Consider the following 20,502-nt stretch of genomic DNA (forward strand, 5'->3'; position numbering starts at 1 on the left):
GCCGCTGACCATGGAGAGTTGACCGGATCGGGGTAATAATCGGCGCGCCGTCTTGAGGCTTCGGCACCCCAGGAAAAGCCGCCGGAATGCGATGCGGAATTCCGGCGGTCGATCGGTGCCCCGGAGCGTCGGGCCGGCGGCCCGCAACGATCGGCCCAAAGGTGCCGCCTGCGGTTTCGGCTGGTCCAGCGGCTACTGCTGCAAGTCCCCGGACAAACCCTTCGGCATATCCTGCGAACTCCCCTGTGCCCGGCGTGACTTCGGCTGTCGCGACGACAATAAGGCGGACACTTTCTCCGCCGATAAGCCGCGTGTGGGCAGCGCGCCCGCCCTGCGGATCTGAAGATTACGAGGCCGTGAAGAAGGTCGGCAATTGTGCCTCGGGTCGTCGGTCATCTCACCGACCGCCTTGACGTGCCCGGCGTTCTCCGCCACCAGCGCGATCACGACCGGCAGCGCCACCAGGACCGCCGACCACGGGAAGCCCGGGCCGTGGATCGACGGCAGGCTGGAAACGTCCCCAAGACGTCTTCCGGTGGCTGATGCGCAGCATCGGCGGCTCGCCAGGCAGCTATGTTCGTCGAGACGGACAGGAGCATCAGCACCGCGGAGGGCCGACCAAGCGGGCCTGGTTTGTCCTGAAGCCGTTGTTCGACTATGAATCCCCTCGGCTCTGTGACGTGCAGGGCGTCGCAGAAGTGGAGAGTGGTCATGGTCGGCGTGGGGTGGAAGGTTCACGGAGATGGGCGGCACCTCAAGCCGGGGGAGGTCGTCAGGCCCGGGGAGCGCCTGACATGGGGGCGCACGATTGCGCTCGGAGCACAGCATGTGGTGTCGATGATCGGTGCATGTTTCGTTGCTCCGGTTCTCATGGGGTTGGATCCGAGCCTCGCCCTCATGGCATCTGGCGTTGCCACGGTGCTTTTTCTGGTCATGACCCGCGGACGCATCCCGAGTTACTTGGGGTCGTCACTCTCCTTCGTCGGTGTATCCGCCGTGATCGCTGGTCAAGGAGGAGACGCGGGGACCTTGACGGGTGCGATGCTCGTGGTCGGCGCCGCCCTGGCAGGCTGCGGCATCGTCATTCATGTTCTCGGGCCGCGCGTGATCCACTCAGTTCTCCCGCCGGTGGTGACCGGTGCCGTGGTGATGCTGATCGGCTTCAACCTGGCTCCCGTGACGGCGTCGACTTACTGGCCACAGGACCAGTGGACGGCTCTCGCAACCATGATGTTCACCGGCCTTGCCCTGGTTGTGCTCCGAGGCTTCTGGTCCCGGATTGCGATCTTCCTCGGCCTGGTCTTCGGCTACGTGTTGTCCTGGGTACTCGACCGCACCACGGGAATGATTCATTCAGCCAATGGCGCGGGGAAAGTGACCGACCACTGGCGCATCGATTTCTCCGGCGTTGAAAAGGCTGACTGGATCGGGTTGCCCACGTTCCACGCACCGAACTTCTCGGCCTCCGCAGTGCTGGTGGCGTTGCCTGTCCTGGTGGCGCTGGTGGCGGAGAACGCCGGACACGTCAAGGCAGTCGGTGAGATGACCGGAGACCCTCTCGAAGACAAGATGGGCCTGGCCATCGTCGCTGACGGCACGGCAACAGTACTGTCGACCGCGGTCGGCGGCCCTGCTACTACGACCTACGCCGAGAACATCGGCGTGATGGCGGCGACCCGCGTCTACTCCACCGCCGCCTACTGGGCGGCGGCCGGCTTCGCGCTCCTCTTCGGCCTGTGCCCGAAGTTCGGCGCGGTGGTGGCCGCGATCCCCGGCGGGGTGCTGGGCGGCATCACGGTCATCCTCTACGGCATGATCGGCCTGCTCGGTGCCCAGATCTGGATCCGCAACAGGGTCGACTTCACCGTGTCCTTGAACCTCATCCCTGCCGCGGCGGGCATCATCATCGCGATCGGTGGCGTCTCGCTGAAGTTCACCGAGCACTTTGAACTCGGCGGCATCGCACTGGGGACGCTCACAGTCCTGACGGGCTACCACGGCCTGCGCTGGCTTTCGCACGCAGCCGGTCAGCGTCAACTGCCACTTCGGGACACTGGGACCGGTGACCATGATGGCCCCGTTGGTCGTCATGCGTGAGGTATTGCGCAGAATCGTCTGCGTGGTGGCCGCTTGAAGTGCGAGGCCGGCATCCTGCGCGCACGGTGGTGGTATGGGTGAGCGCGCCTGCTGGTGGTGGTGCACCCGCCGTCGCCTCGTGGTGGCCGGCGGGTCACACCGGTACCCCGCGTCCTTCTCGTGGCGGCCTGGGTGGCGGCAGGCAGCGGTCGGTTGAATGCCTTGCGGCCACCCAGCAGGGCGGTACAGGACCACAGGCTGTCCGGGCAGGGGTCTCACACAGCCGGAGGTGAAGCGGGAGGAGACGGCGGCCGGAAGCCGCAGGCTCTTCGGTGAAGCGGATGGCTACCTGCGCGATCGCTGCCCGTGCGATCCGCTGACGACCGGCGAAGTCTGGCTGGCTCATGACGCAGCGGACCGCGGCGCCGACCGGCGCCGCTGCGCTTCGGCCGCCGGCTCGGAGGACTCCAGCCGCGGTCTCACCGCCCGCCGGCCCCGACGAGGATCGGGGATCGGAGTGTCACGGCTTGCTCATACAGCCAAGAAAGGGCCGTCCCGGTGAATCCGGTGTGCTTCCGGACGCTGTCGGGTCGGGGCCAGGTTCAGGGGAGGAGCAGCTTGGAGATGTTGTTCTTGCTGCCCGACTCGGAACCGCTGGCGGAGTTGAGGGTGTTGGTGGTGCCGGCCGCGTTTTGGATGTTGCCGCTGTTCACCGGGTTTCCGTGGTTGAGGAAGTTGTTGCTTTTCATGCTGTTGCCGCTCTTGACCGGCCCGCCGATGCAAGGATGAGGCGACTTGATCTTGGGTGACTTGTAATCGAAGTCGGGCAGGCGGTTGTTGCACAGCACGCCGGACAGCATTGCCGTGAGGGAGCCGAGATTGGAATCCATCGCGGCGTTCAGCAGGGATCCTTCCGGGTTTGCCGGTGGGGTCTGGGCCTGCGTGATTCCGGTGCTGAACAGCACCAGACCGCATGCCGCGGCGAGGGTTCCCGCCTGCACCATCAGTTCCGCCCGCGCTAGTCTTTTCACGATGCTCCTTGCCTGATCGGCCTGTTGATCGAGTCGTATCTTTCTGCGGCTGTCCGTGCAGACGGCCGACAACCCGCGGTAAGCCAACGCTCGCGGGCCATATTCAGTCGCTTGGCCCAACCACCCGCGTGGCGGTGATGCTCACCCCCTGCGCACCGTCACCGGGTCTCCGTCGCGGAGAAAGCCGTGGCCCGCCTGAGGATCTCGATGTCCTCCGCAGCCGGCGGTTCTCCCGCCGCAGCGCGGCCAGTTCGGCCCGTTCGCTGCTGGTCGGTCCCTCGCGCTCGCCCGCGTCGGTCTCGGTCTGGGCGACCCGCAGGCGCACTGCTGTCTCGGTCAGGTCGAAGTCCTTGGCAACCTGGCCGACGGAGCGGTCGCCCCGGCGGCACAGCTCGACGATCTCTGCCTTGAACTCCGGCGTGAACGAGCGGCGAGCACGCGGCTTCTTCTTGGCCATGCTCTCCATGGTGGACATCCTTCCGGGGGCAGAGCCCCCGATCTCGGATGTTCATGAACATCCGCCGATAGACCGGGACATATCGACCCCGGCCAGGGTGTGGCCTAGTGATGCACACCCGGGGCGACGAAGCTCGCCCCGAACATCGCCACGACGTGCTGTACGCCCAGGCCCACCGCGCGCGGCCACGAGAGCCGTTCGTCCGGTCTGACCACGGCGCCGGGGGCCGGGTTGCGCCCGTCGCCATGCACGGTCCAGCGCACGCCGAGGCCCATGACTGCTCCAGTTGTTCAGGAGTTCTTCACAGGGGGACGCAAAGCATTCTAAGCAGCCGCTTACGATGGCTCGGGCTTGTCGCGCCGGCCCCGCCGGCGGCGCGGGCACCACCCCACCCACCCGAGAATCCAGGAGCACCACCAGTGAGCGTCGAACCCCTCCAGGCCGCCGGCCCCGTCGCCTACGGGCAACTGGTCCCCGTCACCGTCCACTTCGACGACCTCGACGCGCTCGGCATGCTCCACAACTCCCGCTACCCGCTGCTGGTCGAGCGGGCCTGGGCCGAGTACTGGCACGGATTCGGCTTCGGCTTCGACGGCGACTGGGCCGCCGCCGGCGACATGTGCAACGTCATCAAGGAGATGAAGGTCTCCTACGAGCGCCCGGTCACCAGTGCCGGCCGCTATTCCGCGCACCTGTGGGTCGAGCGCCTCGGCCGCACCGGCCTCACCTACGGCTTCCGGCTCTGCTCCGCCGACGGCACCGAGACCCATGCCCGCGGCCACCGCGTCCTGGTCCGCGTCGACCCGCAGACGCTGCGCCCCACGCCGTGGTCGGACCGGGCCCGGGGCATCGCCGCGGAGCTGCTGCGGCCGGAGCAGGCGGCGGCCGTCGGCGCCGACGCGGCCTGAGCCGCCGCGGTCAGGAGCGCCGCAGGCCGCTGCCGCGGTCGGCGGGTGCCGGCCCGCTCGCCGGGGCCGCACGGGCCGGCACCCGCAGCACCCGCGCCCCCGCCACCAGCCCGCAGACCACTGCCGTCACCAGCAGGAACGAGCCGGTCAGCGAGATCGCCTGGGCGATGCCGCCGATCGCCGACGGGGCGATCAGGCCCGAGGTGTAGGTGATCGTCGCCACCCCGGCGATCGCCTGGCTGGGGGCCGGGCCGCTGCGCCCGGCCGCCGCGAACGCCAGCGGGACCACCACCGCGATCCCCAGACCGACCAGCCCGAAGCCGGCCATCGCCTGGGCCGGGTGCCCGGCGGTGACGATCAGCAGCCACCGGCGGTGGCCAGCACCCCGCCCGCCCGGACGGTGCGCACCGGCCCGAACCGGGCCACGACCCGGTCCCCGGCCAGCCGGGCCGCCGCCATCATGCAGGAGAACGCGGTGGTGCAGGCGGCCGCCGGCCCCGCGCCGGTGCCCAGCCGGTCGCGGAGGTAGACCGCCGACCAGTCCAGCGACGCCCCCTCCGCGAACACCGCGCAGAATCCCACGGCGCCGATGACCAGCGCCGACCGGGGCGGGAGCGCGAAGCGCGGCGGTGGATGCTCTTCGGGAGCGCTGCGCAGGTCCGGCACGCCCTGGCAGGCCACCGCCCCGAGCAGGGTCAACACCGCGGCGGCGACCGCGAGATGGAGCCGGGCGTCGGTGCCGGTGTGCGCGGCGACGGTGCCGGCCGCCGACCCCAGCAGCGCGCCCACGCTCCACATGCCGTGCAGCCCGGACATGATCGGCCGGCCCAGCCGGTCCTCGGTCTCCACCCCCAGCGCGTTCATCGCCACGTCCGCCATGCCCGAGGTGCCGCCGTAGGCCAGCAGTGCGCCGCAGAGCACGAACACGTCGGGGGAGAGGGCGGGCAGCGCCAGCGACAGCGTCCACAGCGCGAGCAGTCCGCGCAGCGCGGCGCGGGCGCCTGAGCGGGTTCGGCGCGTAGCGCCGTCTTCTGGGGGCGGAGGTCGGGTGGCGGGAGGGCGGCTGATCCGGCCGGCCAGCGGCATCGCCAGGGACGCGCCGATCGCCGGGAAGGCCAGGGCCAGGCCGAGTTCGCCCGGCGGGATCTGGGTGTGGTCCTGGATCCAGGGGATGCGGGTGGCGAAGTTTCCGGTGACCGAGCCGTGGACGAGGAACACCGCCGCTATCGCCCAGCGGGCACGACGCAGCCGGCGGTCGGGGCGGGGGAGCGTGGCACGGGGAGAGGCGCCGGGAACGCTGTTGCCAGCCATGGCCGCCAAATTATCAAGTCCCCTTCAGGGCAGTGTGAGTGACGGTGCGTCAGCTCCTGTTCGAAGGGGGGATCCGGCCATGCGGGCACCGCTCGCGGCGCAGCGCCGCCTCGCTCACCTCGTCCGCTCCGCCAGGAACTCCGCGTAGGTGCGCCGGCCGACCGCGTGCTCGGGGGCGAGGTTCTCCCCGCGGCGCAGCGCCGCCGCGCTCGCGCCGGGCAGCCACACCGGCAGCGGCAGCCGGCGCCGCCCGCCCGCCGCCAGCGTCATCCGGACCACCTCGTCCGCCGTCAGCACCTCCGGCCCGCCCATGTCGGCGACCCGCCCGGCCGGCTCGCCCAGTGCCAACTCCACCAGTCTGTCCGCCACTTCACCGGCGTCGACGGGCTGGCAGCGGACCCCGGCCGGCACCGGCACGACGGGCGACCGCGCGCCCGCCTTGACCAGCCGCAGCAGCAGCTCGTGGAACTGCGTCGCCCGCAGCACCGTCCAGCCGACTCCGGACCCGGCCACCAGCTGCTCCACGGCCAGCTTGGCGCGGTAGTAGCGCAGCGGGATGCGGTCCACGCCGACGATCGAGATGTACACCAGATGCCGGACCCCGGCCCGGCGCACCGCCTCGATCAGCCGCCCGGCTGCCTCCGTGTCGCCGCCGGCGGGGGTGGAGGCGCAGTGCACGACCGCGTCCACCCCGGCCACCGCCTCCGCCAGCCCGGTGCCGTCCCGCAGGTCCACCGCGTACGAGTGCGGGCGGGGCCGCGCGATGCCGGTGTGCGGATGCCGGCTCAGCGAGCGGACGCGGTGCCCGCCGTCCAGCAGCCGGCCGACCACGGCGTGCCCGAGGACGCCGGTGCCGCCGGTGACGAGGATGTCCGTGGTGTCTGTCATCGCGGTTCCGTCCTTGCGTAGGGGAGAGGGATACCGCCCTATGACGGAACAGCGGACGCGGTGGTGACAGGCGGCGCGCCCGTGTCCTGTGAGGCAGGCCACAGGGCTTCGCTCGCATGGGCGACGAGCGGCCGTGGCAGACTGGAGCTGTACTGACACAAGCAGCAGCGCACTCCGGGGTCGGTGTAATTCCGAACCGGCGGTAACAGTCCGCGACCCGTCCGCAGCCAGCGGCCGGTTGAGCAGGTGGAATTCCTGCACCGACGGTGAAAGTCCGGATGGGAGGCAGTGCGCGGCGGGCGAGCTCGAAGTACACCGCCGTCGGTAGCGCGTCCGGACGTCAACGTCCCGGGCGGGCCGTGCTTTCCGGCCCCGGTGTCCTGCGAGTCCAGCGTCCGCTTCTGTCGTCCAGACAGCCCCGGAGTCCGTGCCCGAAGAGGCAGGAGGACCCGGTGGCCACCTCAGCCCCCGTGGAGACCGCGGCGATGCGCCGGGCCATCGAGTTCGCCGCCCGCGGCCTCGGTCGCACCAGCCCGAATCCGGTCGTCGGCTGTGTCGTCCTGGACTCCGCGGGCCGCACCGCGGGCGAGGGCTGGCACCAGCGGGCCGGCGGACCGCACGCCGAGATCCACGCCCTGCGCGCCGCGGGCGACCGCGCCCGGGGCGGCACCGCGGTGGTCACCCTCGAACCCTGCAACCACACCGGCCGCACCGGCCCCTGCGCCCGGGCGCTGATCGATGCCGGCGTCGCCCGGGTCGTCTACGCCGTCGCCGACCCCAACCCCACCGCCACCGGCGGCGCCCTGACCCTGGCCGAGGCCGGGATCGACGTCGAGGGCGGACTGCTCGCCGACGCGGCCGCGGCCGGCAACGAAGCCTGGCTGACCTCGGTGCTGCGCGGCCGCCCGTTCGTGCTCTGGAAGTACGCCGCCACCCTCGACGGCCGGATCGCCGCCGCCGACGGCACCAGCCGCTGGATCTCCTCGCCCGAGTCCCGCGCCGATGTACACCGGCTGCGCGCCGCCGCGGACGCCGTGATCGTCGGCTCCGGCACCGCCCGCGCCGACGACCCGCAGCTCGGCGTGCGGATCGCCGGTCTCGACGACGACGAGGTCAGTCAGCCGCTGCGGGTCGTGGTGGACTCCGGCGCCACCGCCGTCAAGGCCGGTGCCCGGGTCCTGGACGGCACCGCCCCGACCCTGATCGCGGTCGCCGAGGACGCGGCCGCCGCCCACCTCGAAGGACTCGCCCCGCTCGTCCGGCTGCCGCGCGCCCCGGGCGGGCGCGGGCTGTCGCTGCCCGCCCTGCTCCAGGCCCTGCACGACCGCGACGTGCGGTCCGTGCTGCTGGAGGGCGGTCCCACGCTCGCCGGTGCGTTCCTCGCCGCCGGGCTCGTCGACAAGGTCGTCGGCTATCTCGCGCCGGTGCTGCTCGGCGCCGGCCCGGCCGCCGTCGGCGACGCCGGAATCACCACCCTCGCCCAGGCGTTGCGGCTCGACGTGACCGACACCGCCCGCCTCGGCCCCGATCTGCGGATCACCGCCACCCCCCTGCACCTTCACCACGCCCGCCCCGAGGAGAACTGACGTGTTCACCGGAATCGTCGAAGAACTGGGTGAGGTCGTCGCCGTCGAGGACCTCGGCGACGCCGCCCGCTTCCGCCTGCGCGGCCCCCGCGTCACCGAGGGCGCCGCGCACGGCGACTCGATCGCCGTCAACGGCGTCTGCCTGACGGTCGTGGACACCGAAGGCGGCGAGTTCACCGCCGACGTGATGGCCGAGACCCTGCACCGCTCCAGCCTCGGCGCGCTGACCACCGGCTCCCGGGTCAACCTGGAGCGGCCGATGGCCCTCGGCGGACGGCTCGGCGGCCACCTCGTCCAGGGTCATGTCGACGGCACCGGCACCATCGTCGAGCGCACCCCCGGCGAACACTGGGAGCTGGTGAAGGTCGCGCTGCCCGCCCAACTCGCCCGCTATGTCGTCGAGAAGGGCTCCATCACCGTCGACGGCGTCAGCCTCACCGTCGTCGACGCCGCCGACGACCACTTCACCATCAGCCTCATCCCCACCACCCTCGCCCTGACCACCCTCGGCATCAAGCAGCCCGGCGACCCCGTCAACCTCGAGGTGGACGTCCTCGCCAAGTACGTCGAGCGGCTGCTCGGCCGGGGCGAGCAGGACACCGCCGGGCTCGCCGGTCTCCAGGAGACGGACCGGTGAGCGTCCTGGAGTGGCTCAACGGCCCCGCCTTCACGGCCTTCGGACAGCGCGTCATCTGGTCCGACATGATCGGCAACACCGTCGGCCTGGCCGCCCTGGCACTCGGCTGGCGGCGCTCGATATGGACCTGGCCCGCCCAGTTCCTCTCCGGCGTCATCCTCGTCGCCGCCTATGCCTCCGCCCACCTCAGCGGCGGCGTCGGCAAGCAGCTGCTGGTCATCGGGGTGGCGCTGTGGGGCTGGCGGCAGTGGCAGCGCGGCCGCCGGCAGGCACAGGACGGCTCGATCGCCGTCCGGTTCGGCACCTGGCGCGAGCGCGGGCTGCTGATCGGCGGCACCGCGCTGGGCACCCTGGCCGTCGGCGGGCTGTTCACCCTGGTCCCGCAGCTGTCCTGGAATCCCTGGCCGGACGCCTACATCTTCGTCGGCACGCTCGCCGCGATGGTCGCCCAGGCCCGCGGACTGGTCGAGTTCTGGTTCGCCTGGCTGCTGGTCGACGTGGTCGGCGTCCCGCTCGCCTTCAGCAGCGGCCTGGCCTTCTCCGGCCTGGTCTACGTCGTCTACCTCGCCCTCGTCGCATGGGGCATGCGCGACTGGTGGCTCCGCTCGCGGGCCGCCGCGGAGAGCCCCGCACTGGAAGGAGTTGCGGCATGACCGCACTGCAGAGCTGGTACGCCGAGGCCGAGTCCGGCGACCTCACCCTGGACCCGGTCGAGCGGGCCGTCGCCGACATCGCCGCCGGCCGCCCGGTCGTCGTGGTGGACGACGAGAACCGCGAGAACGAGGGCGATCTGATCGTCGCGGCCGAGATGGCCACCCCGGAGATCGTCGCGTTCATGATGAGCGAGTGCCGCGGCCTGATCTGCGCCCCCATGGAGGGCGCCGACCTGGACCGCCTGGACCTGCCGCAGATGGTCGAGCGGAACACCGAGTCGATGGGCACCGCCTTCACCGTCTCGGTCGACGCCACCGCCGCGCACGGCGTCAGCACCGGCATCTCCGCCGCCGACCGCGCCGCCACCCTGCGGCTGCTGGCCGCCGGCGAGTCGACGCCCGGCGACTTCGTCCGGCCCGGCCACGTCTTCCCGCTGCGCGCCAAGCCCGGCGGCGTCCTCGCCCGCAACGGCCACACCGAGGCCGGCGTGGACCTCGCCCGGCTCGCCGGACTCCGCCCGGCCGCCGCCATCGTCGAGATCGCCGGCGAGGACGGCACCATGCTGCGGCTGCCCGAGCTGGTCCCGTTCGCCCGCCGCCACGGCCTGGCGATCATCTCCATCGAGGACCTGATCGCCCACCGACGCTCCGCCACGTTCTCGGCTCCGCTCGAACAGGGGGGACCCCCACCCGAGCCCGCCGTCCGCCGCGAGGCCAGCACCCGGCTGCCCACCGCCTTCGGCGAGTTCACCGCCCACGGCTACCGCTCCACCGTCGACGGCGTCGAGCATGTCGCGCTCGTCGCCGGGGAGCTGGGCGACGGCGAGGACGTCCTGGTCCGGGTCCACTCCGAGTGCCTGACCGGCGACATCTTCCACTCGCTGCGCTGCGACTGCGGCCCCCAGCTGGCGGAGTCGCTGCGCCGGATCAGCGAGGCCGGCCGCGGCGTGGTCGTCTACCTCCGCGGCCACGAGGGACGCGGCATCGGACTGCTGCCCAAGCTGCGCGCCTACGAACTCCAGGAGCGCGGCCGGGACACCCTCGACGCCAACCTCGAACTGGGCCTGCCGGCCGACTCCCGGGACTACGGCGCCGGCGCCCAGATGCTCCGCGACCTCGGCGTGCGCTCGCTGCGCCTGATGACCAACAACCCCGAGAAGACCGCCGCCCTGGAGCGGCACGGCCTCACCGTCAGCGGCCGCGAGTCCATGCCCGTCCAGGCCGGCGAGCACAACCTGCGCTACCTGCGCACCAAGCGCGACCGGATGGGGCACGACCTGCCCTGGCTGGACGGCGCCCACGGCGGCACCGAAGCCGCCACCGCGGCCACCACCTGCGGCAACCAGTAACCCCCGTCCCCACCCCGTCAGCCGGGCACCGGCACCATCACTCGTACGAGGAGAACCATGAGCGGCAAGGGCGCACCCGAACTGACCGTGAAGAACTGTGGCGACCTGCGGGTGGCCGTGATCGCCGCGCAGTGGCACCAGAAGGTCATGGACGGCCTGGTGGACGGCGCGCTGCGGGCCCTGCACGAGCTGGGCATCGACGAGCCCACCCTGCTGCGGGTGCCCGGCACCTTCGAGCTGCCGGTGGTCGCCAAGGTCCTGGCCGACCGCGGCTACGACGCGGTGGTCGCGCTCGGCGTGGTCGTCCGCGGCGGCACCCCGCACTTCGACTACGTCTGCCAGGGCGTCACCCAGGGCCTGACCCAGGTCGCGGTGGACACCGGCGTCCCGGTCGGCTTCGGCGTGCTGACCTGCGACACCGAGGAGCAGGCAGTGGACCGCGCCGGTCTGCCCGGATCCGCCGAGGACAAGGGCCACGAGGCGGTCACCGCCGCGGTCGCCACCGCCGCCACCCTGCGCACCGTCGCCGAACCCTGGCGCTGAGCGGCCCGCCCGTCTCCCACCACCACCCTTCAGCCGAGGCGCTGCGCGCCGCAGTGACGTCACCGCGTAGGGTAGGCCGCATCATGTCCAAGAAGACGTTCGAGGAGCTCTTCGCCGAGCTCCAGCAGAAGGCCGCCACCGGCGACCCCGCCACCTCCCGCACCGCCGAGCTGGTGCAGGCCGGTGTGCACACGATCGGCAAGAAGATCGTCGAAGAGGCCGCCGAGGTCTGGATGGCCGCGGAGCACGAGTCCCACGACGCCGCCGCCGAGGAGATCTCCCAGCTCCTCTACCACCTTCAGGTGCTGATGGTCGCCCAGGGCATCTCCCTCGACGACGTCTACGCCCACCTCTGATCCGCCCCGCACTCCGCCAACTTCCCCAGCTGCAAAGGAAATCGCCGTCATGCTGCGCATCGCTGTCCCCAACAAGGGTTCACTGTCCGAGCCTGCGTCGGCGATGCTCCATGAGGCCGGCTACCGCCAGCGCAAGGACCGCCGCGAACTGGTCCTGGTCGACGCGGAGAACGAGGTCGAGTTCTTCTTCCTGCGCCCCCGCGACATCGCCGTCTACGTCGGCTCCGGCAAGCTCGACATCGGCATCACCGGCCGTGACCTGCTGCTGGACTCCGGCTCGCCGGCCGAGGAGATCCTCCAGCTCGGCTTCGCCGGCTCCACCTTCCGCTACGCCACCCGTCCCGGCACCGCCAAGGACGTCACCGACTTCACCGGCATGACCATCGCCACCTCGTTCTCCGGCCTGGTCACCCGGCACCTCGCCGACCACGACGTGGACGCCGCCGTCGTGCACCTCGACGGCGCGGTGGAGACCGCCATCCAGCTCGGCGTCGCCGAGATCATCGCGGACGTCGTGGAGACCGGCACCACGCTGCGCAACGCTGGCCTGGAGGTCATCGGCGAGCCGATCCTCACCTCCGAGGCCGTCGTCATCCGGGGCACCGGCGCCCCCGACGACGACCCCAAGGTCCGCCAGTTCCTCCGCCGGATGCAGGGCGTCCTGGTGGCCCGCCGGTACGTGATGATGGACTACGACATCCGGGTCGAGCAGGTCGAGAAGGCCGTGGCGCTCACCCCGGGCCTGGAGTCCCCGACCGTCTCCCCGCTGCACCACGAGGGCTGGGTCGCGGTCCGCTCCATGGTCCCGGCCAAGGACGCCCAGCGCATCATGGACGAGCTCTACGACCTCGGCGCCCGCGCGATCCTGACCACCGGCATCCACGCCTGCCGGCTCTGACGCCCCGCCGTCCCGCACCCGCACGCCCTCCCACGGAAGACGACACGTGTCCGCGCCCGCGTCCCCCGCTGCCGCCCTGCCCGCCCTCCCGGTGACCTTCCGGCCGTCCCGCACCCGGGCCGTCCTCTACGTCGCCGGCGTCGCCCAGCTCGCCGCCCTCACCGTCGTCGCGGTGCTGCTGCCGGCGCTGAGCGGCGGCGAGCGGACGGGCTTCGTGGGGACCGGGGTGCTGGTGGCCGCCGTTCTCCTGCTGCTCGCCCGCCCCAAAGTGGTGGCGCGGCAGGAGGGCGTGACCGTCGTCAACCTCACCACCCGGCGCGACCTGGCCTGGGCCCAGGTGCTGCGCGTCAACCTCCGGGCCGGTGACCCGTGGGTCCATCTGGACCTCGCCGACGGCACGAGTCTGCCCGCGATGGGCATCCAGCCCGGCATCGCCCGCGAGCAGGCCGTTCGCGACGCCCGCGCCCTGCGTGATCTCGTCGAGATCCACGGCGCCGTCGACCACACGGCCCGCTGACCCTGCCCCGACGCGGGCCCCGCTGTTTACTCTGTTCTCCGGGGTGCACCCGCACCCCGCCCCCCGTGGGACCCAACGACCCGAGGAGTGACTCCCTCCGGCAATGGACGGATCGTCCTGTAGTACCTGCGCCGCCCCTCCCGAACCCCCGCATACGACGGAGGCGGCGGCATGACCGGCCCCCTGCTGCTCCTCCTTGCGGCACTCGCACTCATCCTCGCCAACGGCTTCTTCGTGGCTGCCGAGTTCGGACTCGTCACCGTCGAGAAGGCGGACGCCGAACGGGCCGCGGCCGACGGCGACCCCCGGGCCGACACCGTCGTCTCCGCTCTGCGGGAACTCTCCTTCCAGCTCTCCGGCACCCAACTCGGCATCACCATCACCTCCTTGGTGGTCGGCATGCTGGCCGAGCCGGCACTGGCCGAGCTGCTGTCCGGGCCGCTGCGCGCCCTCGGCCTGCCGCGCGGCGCCGTCCCGGGCATCGCGGTGGTCATCGGCATGCTGGTGGCCTCCGCCGTCCAGATGGTCGTCGGCGAACTGGTGCCCAAGAACTGGGCGGTCTCCAAGCCGCTCCAGGTCGCCCGCTTCGTCGCCGGCCCGCAGGACAGCTTCTCCCGCTTCTTCCGGCCGGTGATCACCCTGCTGAACACCGTCGCCAACCGCCTGGTCCGCGCCCTGGGCGTGGAACCGACCGACGAACTGGCCTCCGCCCGCACCCCGGGCGAGCTGGTCTCGCTGGCCCGGCACTCCGCCCGGGCCGGGGCGATCGAGCAGGACACCGCGGACCTCTTCGTCCGCACCCTCTCGCTCGGCGACCTCACCGCGGAGAACGTCATGACGCCCCGCGTGCGGGTCAGCGCCCTCCAGGCGACCGCCACCGCCGAGGACGTCGTCAACCTCACCCGCGCCACCGGCCTCTCCCGCTTCCCCGTCTACCGCACGCGGCTCGACGAGATCGTCGGCATGGTGCACCTCAAGGACGCGCTCGCCGTCCCGGCCGAGGAGCGGCTGCGCACCCCCGCGCTCCGGATAGCGGTGCCGCCGCTTCTGGTGCCCGCCACGCTGCCGGTGCAGCCGCTGCTGGAGCGGCTGCGCAGCGAGCAGCCGATCGCGGTGGTCGTCGACGAATACGGCGGCACCGCCGGCGTGGTGACCCTGGAGGACATCATCGAGGAACTCGTCGGCGAGGTCCGCGACGAGCACGACCGGGTGGACCTGCCCGAGCTAGGCCAGGCCCCGCCCGAGGACGGCCGCCCGGCGTGGGACGCCGACGGCGGCTGCCGGGTCGACACCCTGCGCCGGATCGGCCTGGACGCCCCCGAGGGCCCCTACGAGACCGTCGCGGGGCTGGTCGCCCACATACTCGGCCGGATCCCGGCCCCCGGCGACACCGCCGAACTGGAGGGCTGGCGCCTGCGGGTGCGGCTGGTCGCGCACCACCGCGCCGAGCGGATACGGCTGGTCCGGCTGGCCCCCGCCGTTCCCGAGGCGGCCCGTGAGCGGGTCCCGGCCGCCGCGGAGGTGGCCCGATGACCGCGGCCCAGTTGCTCTTCGCGGTGGTCCTGGTGCTCGCCAACGGCTTCTTCGTCGGCGCCGAGTTCGCCCTGGTCTCGGTCCGCCGCAGCCAGGTCGAACCGCTCGCCACGATGGGCTCCAAGCGGGCCCGCCGGGTCCTGCACGGCCTGGAGAACCTCCCGCAGATGATGGCCGCCGCCCAGTTCGGCATCACCGTCTGCTCCCTGACGCTCGGCGCGGTCGCCGAGCCGACCGTCGCCCGCCTGCTGGAACCGGTCTTCGCGGCCGTCCGGCTGCCGGCGGCCCTGGTCCACCCGCTCGGCTACGCCATCGCCCTGGCCCTGGTGGTCTTCCTCCACCTGGTGATCGGCGAGATGGTCCCGAAGAACCTCGCGATGGCCGCGCCCGAGAAGACCGCCCTGTGGCTCAGCCCCGGGCTGGTCGCCTTCGCCCGGCTGTGCCGCCCGGTCACCGCGCTGCTCGGCGCGCTGGCCCGCGGGGTGCTGCGGCTCTTCCGGGTCGAGCCCAAGGACGAGGTGGAGGCGGTCTTCACCAGCGAGCAGCTCACCCACCTCGTCGAGGACTCCGGCCAGGCCGGCCTGCTCGACCCCGGCGAGCAGGAGCGGCTCTCCGACGCCCTGGAGCTCGGCAGCCGCCCGGTCACCGATGTGCTCCTCGACCCCGCCGGGCTGATCACCGTCGAACCGACGGTGACGCCCCGTCAGGTGGAGGAGCTGACCGTGCGGACCGGCTACTCCCGCTTCCCGGTCTGCGCGCCGGGCGGCGCCTACATGGGCTATCTGCACGTCAAGGACGTCCTGGACCTGGAGGAACGGGACCGGGCGGTGCCGCAGCGGATCTGGCACCCGATGGCCACGCTCCGCGCCGAACTCCCGCTGGACGACGCCCTGACCGCGATGCGCCGGGCCGCCTCCCACCTGGCCGCGGTCGCCGACGGCACCGGCCGGGTGCTCGGCCTGGTCGCCCTGGAGGACGTCCTGGAGATGCTGGTCGGCGAGGTCCGCGACCCGGCACACCGCACCGAGCCGACGGCCGGCCCGGCGCCCCGGGAGGGGACCGGACGGGTCGGCGAACCGCGCGAGGGGGCCCCGCTGGCGGCCGAGGACCCCGCACTGGCGGGCTGACCGCCGGATCGACCCGAGGGGCGCGCCGAACCACCGGCGCGCCCCTGGATGGGTGAGTCCGAAGCCCCTACAGATCCAGCCCCTTCGGCGGCGCCTGCGGATCCGGCCCGCGGCCCGAGAGCACCTCGCCGTACGCCTGCATCAGGTCCGCCAGCCGCAGGGTGGCGAGATCGTCCCGGGTCGGGGTGCCCGGCCAGGTGGACAGCCGCAGATCGCGGTAGGCGCAGCTCTTCTCGTACAGGGTGCGCAGGAAGCGGCCGTTGCCCAGCTCGTCGATCCAGCCCTGCTCGACGACATGGCCGTTGATGCTGCACAGCTCCTCGCGGGCCTCCTCGTCCCAGCGGTCGCCGTTCTCCGCGGCCAGCACCTCGCCGATGCTGGTGAGTTCCAGCGGACGGTAGCTGGGGAAGTCCACCCGGCTGGTGAAGCGGGAGGAGAGGCCGGGGTTGGCGGCCAGCAGCCGGTCCATGCCCTCGGGGTAGCCGGCCAGGATCACCACCAGCCGGTCGCGGTTGTCCTCGGCCCGCTTGAGCAGCACCTGCAGGGCCTCGTCGCCGTACGCGTCGCCCTTGCTGTAGCCGGAGTTGGACAGGCTGTACGCCTCGTCGACGAAGAGCACCCCGCCCAGCGCCGAGTCGATCAGCTCGTTGGCCTTGACGGCGGTCTGGCCGAGGAACTCGCCGACGAGGTCGGCGCGTTGGGCCTCCACGAGATGGTCGCCGCCGAGCAGCCCCAGCGCGTAGAAGACCCGGCCGAGTATCCGGGCCACCGTGGTCTTGCCGGTCCCCGACGGGCCGGAGAAGACGAAGTGCCGCTTCGGGGGCGCCACCGGAAGACCCTGGCTCGCCCGCAGCCGGGCCATCCGCAGCTGCGCCGAGAGCGCCCGCACATGCCGCTTGACCGGCTCCATGCCGACCATCCGCTCCAGCTCCGCCAGCGCCTTCTCCAGCAGCACCGGATCGGCCGGCCCGGCGGGCAGCACCTCGCCGCCGCGCCGGCCCGGCGCCGTCGTCTTGATCCGGGCCGCACCGCCGCCCCCGGTGGCCGGGCCGGCCGGCTCCGGCTGCGGGCCGCCCGGTTCGTCGGCCACCAGCAGCTCCCGGCCGTCGACCGGGTCCAGCGGCGCCAGCGGGTCGAGGTCGCCGCCGGCCTCCTGCGCCGGGCCCTGCGCGGAGACCGTCGCGAAGCCGGCGCCCTCGTCCAGCCCGTCCGCCTCCGCGATGGCGGCCAGCCGGGCCGCGGTGTCCATGAACGCCGGGTCGACCCGGTGCACCGCGCGGTAGAGGGGGAGGGCGGCGGCGCTGCGGCCGGTGCCCTCGTAGGCGCGGGCGAGCCAGTAGCGCAGCTCCTTGCGCTGCGGCTGCTCGCTGCGGCAGCGCATCAGCGCCGCGGCCAGCAGCGGCTCGGCCTGCCCGAACATCTCCAGCCGCACCCGCGCCATCCCGCCGAAGAGCCCCGCCTCGATGCCCAGCGCGGGATCGCCGAGCAGCGGCTCGGTGTGCCGGACGAGCTGGTCCCAGTCCTTGACCAGATAGGCGCGGCAGGCGTGCAGGAAGCGCACCTGCGGATCGGTCTCCACCGGCGGGCAGCCGGCCAGCGCCTGGTCCAGCTCGGCGACATGGCGGCCGTCGAGCCAGTGGGAGGCGTGCGCCAGCAGCAGATCGCGGCCGGTCTCCAGCACCGGCTGGACCCACCAGCCCAGCCAGTACCAGGAGTTGAGGGCGCGCCGGTGCCGGGCGCGCTGCTCACCGAAGCGGTCGCGGTGCTGGTGCATCCGCAGCAGCGCCATGGAGGTGTCCGCGCGCAGCGCGTGGAGCCCGAGCCAGGCGTCGGCCATCGACGGATCGAGCCGTACCGCGGCCCGGAACTCCTCCTCGGCCTGGGGGTAGGCCCCCATGGTGTAGGCGTCGACCGCGCGCAGCCAGGCGAGTTCGGCCGGGGCGGGCGAACCCTGAGCGCCGACATCCATCCCGTCCCCCCACAAAACGTCCCCCCGTGGTGTACCACCGGACGTGTGCCGCGCCGGGCCCCAGGGCCTGTCCGGCCCTGGCCGAACCGGCGTGCGGCGGGCGGGAGTTGCCCTGCCACGCGCCCGGGTCCGGGTCCCGCGGTGGCACAGACTCGCATCGTACCTGCGCTGTCGGCGCAGGCCGTAGAGGGCCGCACGAGGTGGAAGCGGGGCGCGGAAGGGGGCGCGTCGGCGCGAAGAATGCGGTGACCCTGGGTGAGGGAAGTCCCCTGCGACGAGCGCCGCGACGGATGCTTTTACACAGAACGAAGCCCCCGATCACGGGGGAACAACCGGGGGCTTCGCGTCTGCGGGCGGTCCGTTGAACCGCACATTGAGAACGTAAGTCCTGTACGCCCCCCAGGTCAAGCCGAGTTGGCGGACTCGGCGGGTCCCGGTCAACAACTGTCGGCGTGTCAGCCATAGTCGGCTACGCAGGGTGAAATCCGGGCCCGGTCACGCCCGGCCGGACGGTCCCACGCGCACCTCGTACCCCATCTGCCCCTGGTGCACCAGGAGATCGGCGTACGGCCGGGACGGATCCGCCGCGAAGTGCGCGCGCTCCGCCGGAATCCAGCCATCCCAGAAGGCGGAGAGACCCGGCCCGTCCCGGAGTTGACCTCTTTCCCATGAATGCTCGCGCGCCAGTTCCATCCACAACAGGCAGGCGGCGTACGGCCGCAGCGCGCGCCGCCCGGTGCCCACGCCCTCGACCAGGACCACCGGCGCCGGCGCCAGCTCCACCGCCGTGCCGAACTCCCGGCGCACCCAGTCGTAGACCTCGTAGCGCGCCGTCTCGCCCCGGGACAACGGCGCCAGCACCTGTTCCCGGAACCGGTCGCTCCAGGCGAACAGCTCCTCATGGGTCGCCAGGTCGTCGGTGTGCACCACGGGCGCGCCGCCCAGCGCCTCGGCCAGCCGCCCGGCGAAGGTGCTCTTCCCGGAACCCGCGTGCCCGTCCACCGCGATCAGCCGCACCGGGCCGCACGAGGGCGGCAGGGTGCGCAGCCGGGCGGCCAGCGACGCCAGCGCGGGATCGAGGGCAGGGGTCATCCCACCAGCGTACGCCAGTGGTCCACACCAATATTCGTGACGCGACGCGCGTCGAACCACCTTCCTAAGCCCGCCCGGAACGGAGATAGTTGAGCCCAGCCGCCCCACCCGCACCCGCGCGCCCGGCACCGCCGGCCGTCCGCACCGACAGGGGGACCCCATGACCAGCTCCGCGCCCCGGCGCACCGTCCTGGCCGCCGCACTCGCCGTCGCGGCCGGCGCCGCCGTCACCCCCCTGGCCACCGCCGCCGGCGAGCCCGGCCGCCGTACGGCCCTTCCGCGGCCCGAGACCACCACCCCGCACCGAACGAAGAGCCCCGTGGACTACCACGCCTGGACCACCGCCGCCGACTGGCACCAGGGCACCGGCCACGGCACCCGCGTGGTGCCCGGCCACCGCCCCGGCATCGCCCTCGCCCACCCCGCCGGCACCACCGACTACCACGACCCGCACACCGGCCGGACCGCCACCTGGGAGTACGCCACCTGGACCAGCCCGGTGCGCCGCCTCCCGGTCCCCGCCACCGAGGCCGTCGCCTCCTGGAACGCCCACACCCCCGCCGGCACCTGGATCGCCGTCGAACTCCGCGGCACCTACTCCGACGGCGGCCGCACCCCCTGGTACGTCATGGGCCGCTGGACCGCCGGCGACGGCGACAGCGACATCCGGCGCACCTCCGTCGACGGCCAGAAGGACGGCCGCAGCGCCGTCTCCACCGACACCCTCGCCCTCGACGACCCCTCGACCGGCCTGCGCCTGACGTGCTACGAGCTCCGCCTCACCCTCCACCGCCGGCCCGGCACCACCGCCACCCCCACCGTCTGGCGGCTGGGCGCGATGGCCTCCGACCTCCCGGACCGCTTCGAGGTGCCGGCCTCCACCCCCGGCCGGGTCGGCCGCGAGCTGCACGTCCCCCGCTACTCGCAGGAGATCCACAAGGGCCAGTACCCGCAGTACGACAACGGGGGAGAGGCGTGGTGCAGCCCCACCTCCTCCCAGATGATCATCGAGTACTGGGGCCGCCGACCCACCCGGCAGCAGCTCGCCTGGGTCGACCCCTCCTACGCCGACCCCCAGGTCTGCCAGGCCGCCCGCCAGACCTTCGACTACCAGTACGACGGCTGCGGCAACTGGCCCTTCAACGCCGCCTACGCCGCCACCTACCACGACCTCCAGGGCATCGTCACCCGCCTGTCCTCCCTCAACGACGCCGAACGCCTCGTCCACGCCGGCATCCCCGTCATCACCTCCCAGTCCTTCCTCAAGACCGAACTCGACGGCGCGGGCTACGGCACCGCCGGCCACCTGATGACCGTCATCGGCTTCACCCCGACCGGCGACATCATCGCCAACGACCCCGCGTCCCCCGACGACCCCGCCGTCCGCCGCATCTACAAACGCCGGCAGTTCGAAAACATCTGGCTGCGGACGAAGCGGTATGACGCAAAGGGCCAGGTCAAGAGCGGTTCCGGAGGGGTCTGCTACCTCTACTTCCCGGTGCGGCCGACGCCCGTGCAGCGGCGGGTGCTGGCGGAGTTGCGGATCAGGTAGCGGGCGGGGTGCCGGCGCG

Annotated in this window: 19 protein-coding genes, 2 pseudogenes and 1 riboswitch; of the genes and pseudogenes, 14 read left to right on the forward strand and 7 right to left on the reverse strand. The window is 72.6% G+C overall.

Going from position 1 to position 20,502, the window contains the following annotated elements; genetic code table 11:
- Positions 1-91 precede the first annotated feature (91 nt).
- Positions 92-343, forward strand: coding sequence for a phospholipase A2 (locus B073_RS49300; protein WP_420706446.1), 252 nt, complete (start codon positions 92-94; stop codon positions 341-343).
- A 368-nt stretch (positions 344-711) separates the two neighbouring features.
- Positions 712-2,097: a uracil-xanthine permease family protein gene (locus B073_RS0120020; RefSeq protein ID WP_018539863.1), complete on the forward strand. Its 1,386-nt coding sequence runs from the start codon at positions 712-714 to the stop codon at positions 2,095-2,097.
- Positions 2,098-2,678: 581 nt separating this feature from the next.
- On the opposite strand, the gene B073_RS0120025 is transcribed toward B073_RS0120020, so the two are convergent.
- From B073_RS0120025 to B073_RS45790, 3 genes and pseudogenes are all read right to left on the reverse strand, one after another.
- A complete protein-coding gene (locus B073_RS0120025) occupies positions 2,679-3,080 on the reverse strand; it encodes a hypothetical protein (RefSeq protein ID WP_018539864.1) in 402 nt (133 codons plus the stop codon).
- A gap of 130 nt (positions 3,081-3,210) precedes the next feature.
- Entirely contained in the window at positions 3,211-3,573 is a 363-nt protein-coding gene (locus tag B073_RS40465; RefSeq protein WP_158690166.1) for a transposase, read from the reverse strand.
- 110 nt (positions 3,574-3,683) lie between these two features.
- Positions 3,684-3,839: pseudogene (locus tag B073_RS45790) on the reverse strand (nitrate reductase); the annotation flags it as partial.
- Positions 3,840-3,983: 144 nt separating this feature from the next.
- On the opposite strand from B073_RS45790, the gene B073_RS0120040 reads away from it, so the two are divergent.
- Entirely contained in the window at positions 3,984-4,472 is a 489-nt protein-coding gene (locus B073_RS0120040) for an acyl-CoA thioesterase (protein WP_018539866.1), read from the forward strand.
- Between the two features lie 10 nt (positions 4,473-4,482).
- Here B073_RS0120040 and B073_RS40470 read toward each other — a convergent pair.
- A pseudogene (locus tag B073_RS40470) lies at positions 4,483-5,783 on the reverse strand (MFS transporter).
- A gap of 114 nt (positions 5,784-5,897) precedes the next feature.
- On the reverse strand, positions 5,898-6,671 hold the full coding sequence (locus B073_RS0120050; protein ID WP_018539867.1) for an SDR family oxidoreductase: 774 nt from the start codon (positions 6,669-6,671) through the stop codon (positions 5,898-5,900).
- Positions 6,672-6,836: 165 nt separating this feature from the next.
- Positions 6,837-6,967: riboswitch (FMN riboswitch) on the forward strand.
- A 189-nt stretch (positions 6,968-7,156) separates the two neighbouring features.
- Here B073_RS0120050 and ribD point away from each other — a divergent pair.
- From ribD to B073_RS0120100, 10 genes are all read left to right on the forward strand, one after another.
- Complete coding sequence (gene ribD / locus B073_RS0120055; protein ID WP_037812198.1) at positions 7,157-8,257, forward strand: bifunctional diaminohydroxyphosphoribosylaminopyrimidine deaminase/5-amino-6-(5-phosphoribosylamino)uracil reductase RibD; 1,101 nt, start codon at positions 7,157-7,159, stop codon at positions 8,255-8,257.
- A gap of 1 nt (position 8,258) precedes the next feature.
- On the forward strand, positions 8,259-8,894 hold the full coding sequence (locus B073_RS0120060) for a riboflavin synthase (protein WP_018539869.1): 636 nt from the start codon (positions 8,259-8,261) through the stop codon (positions 8,892-8,894).
- Positions 8,891-9,547: a nicotinamide mononucleotide transporter family protein gene (locus B073_RS0120065; protein WP_018539870.1), complete on the forward strand. Its 657-nt coding sequence runs from the start codon at positions 8,891-8,893 to the stop codon at positions 9,545-9,547. The genes B073_RS0120060 and B073_RS0120065 overlap by 4 nt, the downstream gene beginning before the upstream one ends.
- Positions 9,544-10,896 (forward strand): bifunctional 3,4-dihydroxy-2-butanone-4-phosphate synthase/GTP cyclohydrolase II, encoded by a 1,353-nt coding sequence (locus tag B073_RS0120070; RefSeq protein ID WP_018539871.1) that lies wholly within the window; start codon positions 9,544-9,546, stop codon positions 10,894-10,896. The genes B073_RS0120065 and B073_RS0120070 overlap by 4 nt, the downstream gene beginning before the upstream one ends.
- Before the next feature lie 57 nt (positions 10,897-10,953).
- Complete coding sequence (ribH, locus tag B073_RS0120075; protein WP_018539872.1) at positions 10,954-11,439, forward strand: 6,7-dimethyl-8-ribityllumazine synthase; 486 nt, start codon at positions 10,954-10,956, stop codon at positions 11,437-11,439.
- Between the two features lie 83 nt (positions 11,440-11,522).
- On the forward strand, positions 11,523-11,795 hold the full coding sequence (locus tag B073_RS0120080; RefSeq protein ID WP_018539873.1) for a phosphoribosyl-ATP diphosphatase: 273 nt from the start codon (positions 11,523-11,525) through the stop codon (positions 11,793-11,795).
- Between the two features lie 49 nt (positions 11,796-11,844).
- Complete coding sequence (hisG, locus tag B073_RS0120085) at positions 11,845-12,693, forward strand: ATP phosphoribosyltransferase (RefSeq protein WP_018539874.1); 849 nt, start codon at positions 11,845-11,847, stop codon at positions 12,691-12,693.
- A gap of 46 nt (positions 12,694-12,739) precedes the next feature.
- Positions 12,740-13,210 carry a PH domain-containing protein gene (locus tag B073_RS0120090; RefSeq protein WP_018539875.1) on the forward strand — a complete coding sequence of 157 codons (471 nt, stop codon included), beginning with the start codon at positions 12,740-12,742 and terminating at the stop codon, positions 13,208-13,210.
- A 171-nt stretch (positions 13,211-13,381) separates the two neighbouring features.
- Positions 13,382-14,743 carry a hemolysin family protein gene (locus B073_RS0120095; RefSeq protein WP_018539876.1) on the forward strand — a complete coding sequence of 454 codons (1,362 nt, stop codon included), beginning with the start codon at positions 13,382-13,384 and terminating at the stop codon, positions 14,741-14,743.
- Complete coding sequence (locus tag B073_RS0120100) at positions 14,740-15,870, forward strand: hemolysin family protein (RefSeq protein WP_018539877.1); 1,131 nt, start codon at positions 14,740-14,742, stop codon at positions 15,868-15,870. Before B073_RS0120095 ends, B073_RS0120100 begins: the two co-directional genes overlap by 4 nt.
- A 67-nt stretch (positions 15,871-15,937) precedes the next feature.
- Here B073_RS0120100 and B073_RS0120105 read toward each other — a convergent pair whose 3' ends face one another.
- Together B073_RS0120105 and B073_RS0120110 are read right to left on the reverse strand one after the other, a co-directional pair.
- The gene (locus tag B073_RS0120105; RefSeq protein ID WP_018539878.1) at positions 15,938-17,839 is read right to left on the reverse strand and encodes an AAA family ATPase; all 1,902 of its coding nucleotides are present in this window, start codon (positions 17,837-17,839) and stop codon (positions 15,938-15,940) included.
- Positions 17,840-18,334: 495 nt separating this feature from the next.
- Positions 18,335-18,931 carry a uridine kinase family protein gene (locus B073_RS0120110; RefSeq protein WP_018539879.1) on the reverse strand — a complete coding sequence of 199 codons (597 nt, stop codon included), beginning with the start codon at positions 18,929-18,931 and terminating at the stop codon, positions 18,335-18,337.
- Positions 18,932-19,091: 160 nt separating this feature from the next.
- On the opposite strand from B073_RS0120110, the gene B073_RS0120115 reads away from it, so the two are divergent.
- Positions 19,092-20,483, forward strand: coding sequence for a peptidase C39 family protein (locus B073_RS0120115; RefSeq protein WP_018539880.1), 1,392 nt, complete (start codon positions 19,092-19,094; stop codon positions 20,481-20,483).
- Positions 20,484-20,502: the final 19 nt, after the last annotated feature.

The organism is Streptomyces sp. MspMP-M5, from assembly GCF_000373585.1.
GTDB lineage: Bacteria > Actinomycetota > Actinomycetes > Streptomycetales > Streptomycetaceae > Streptomyces.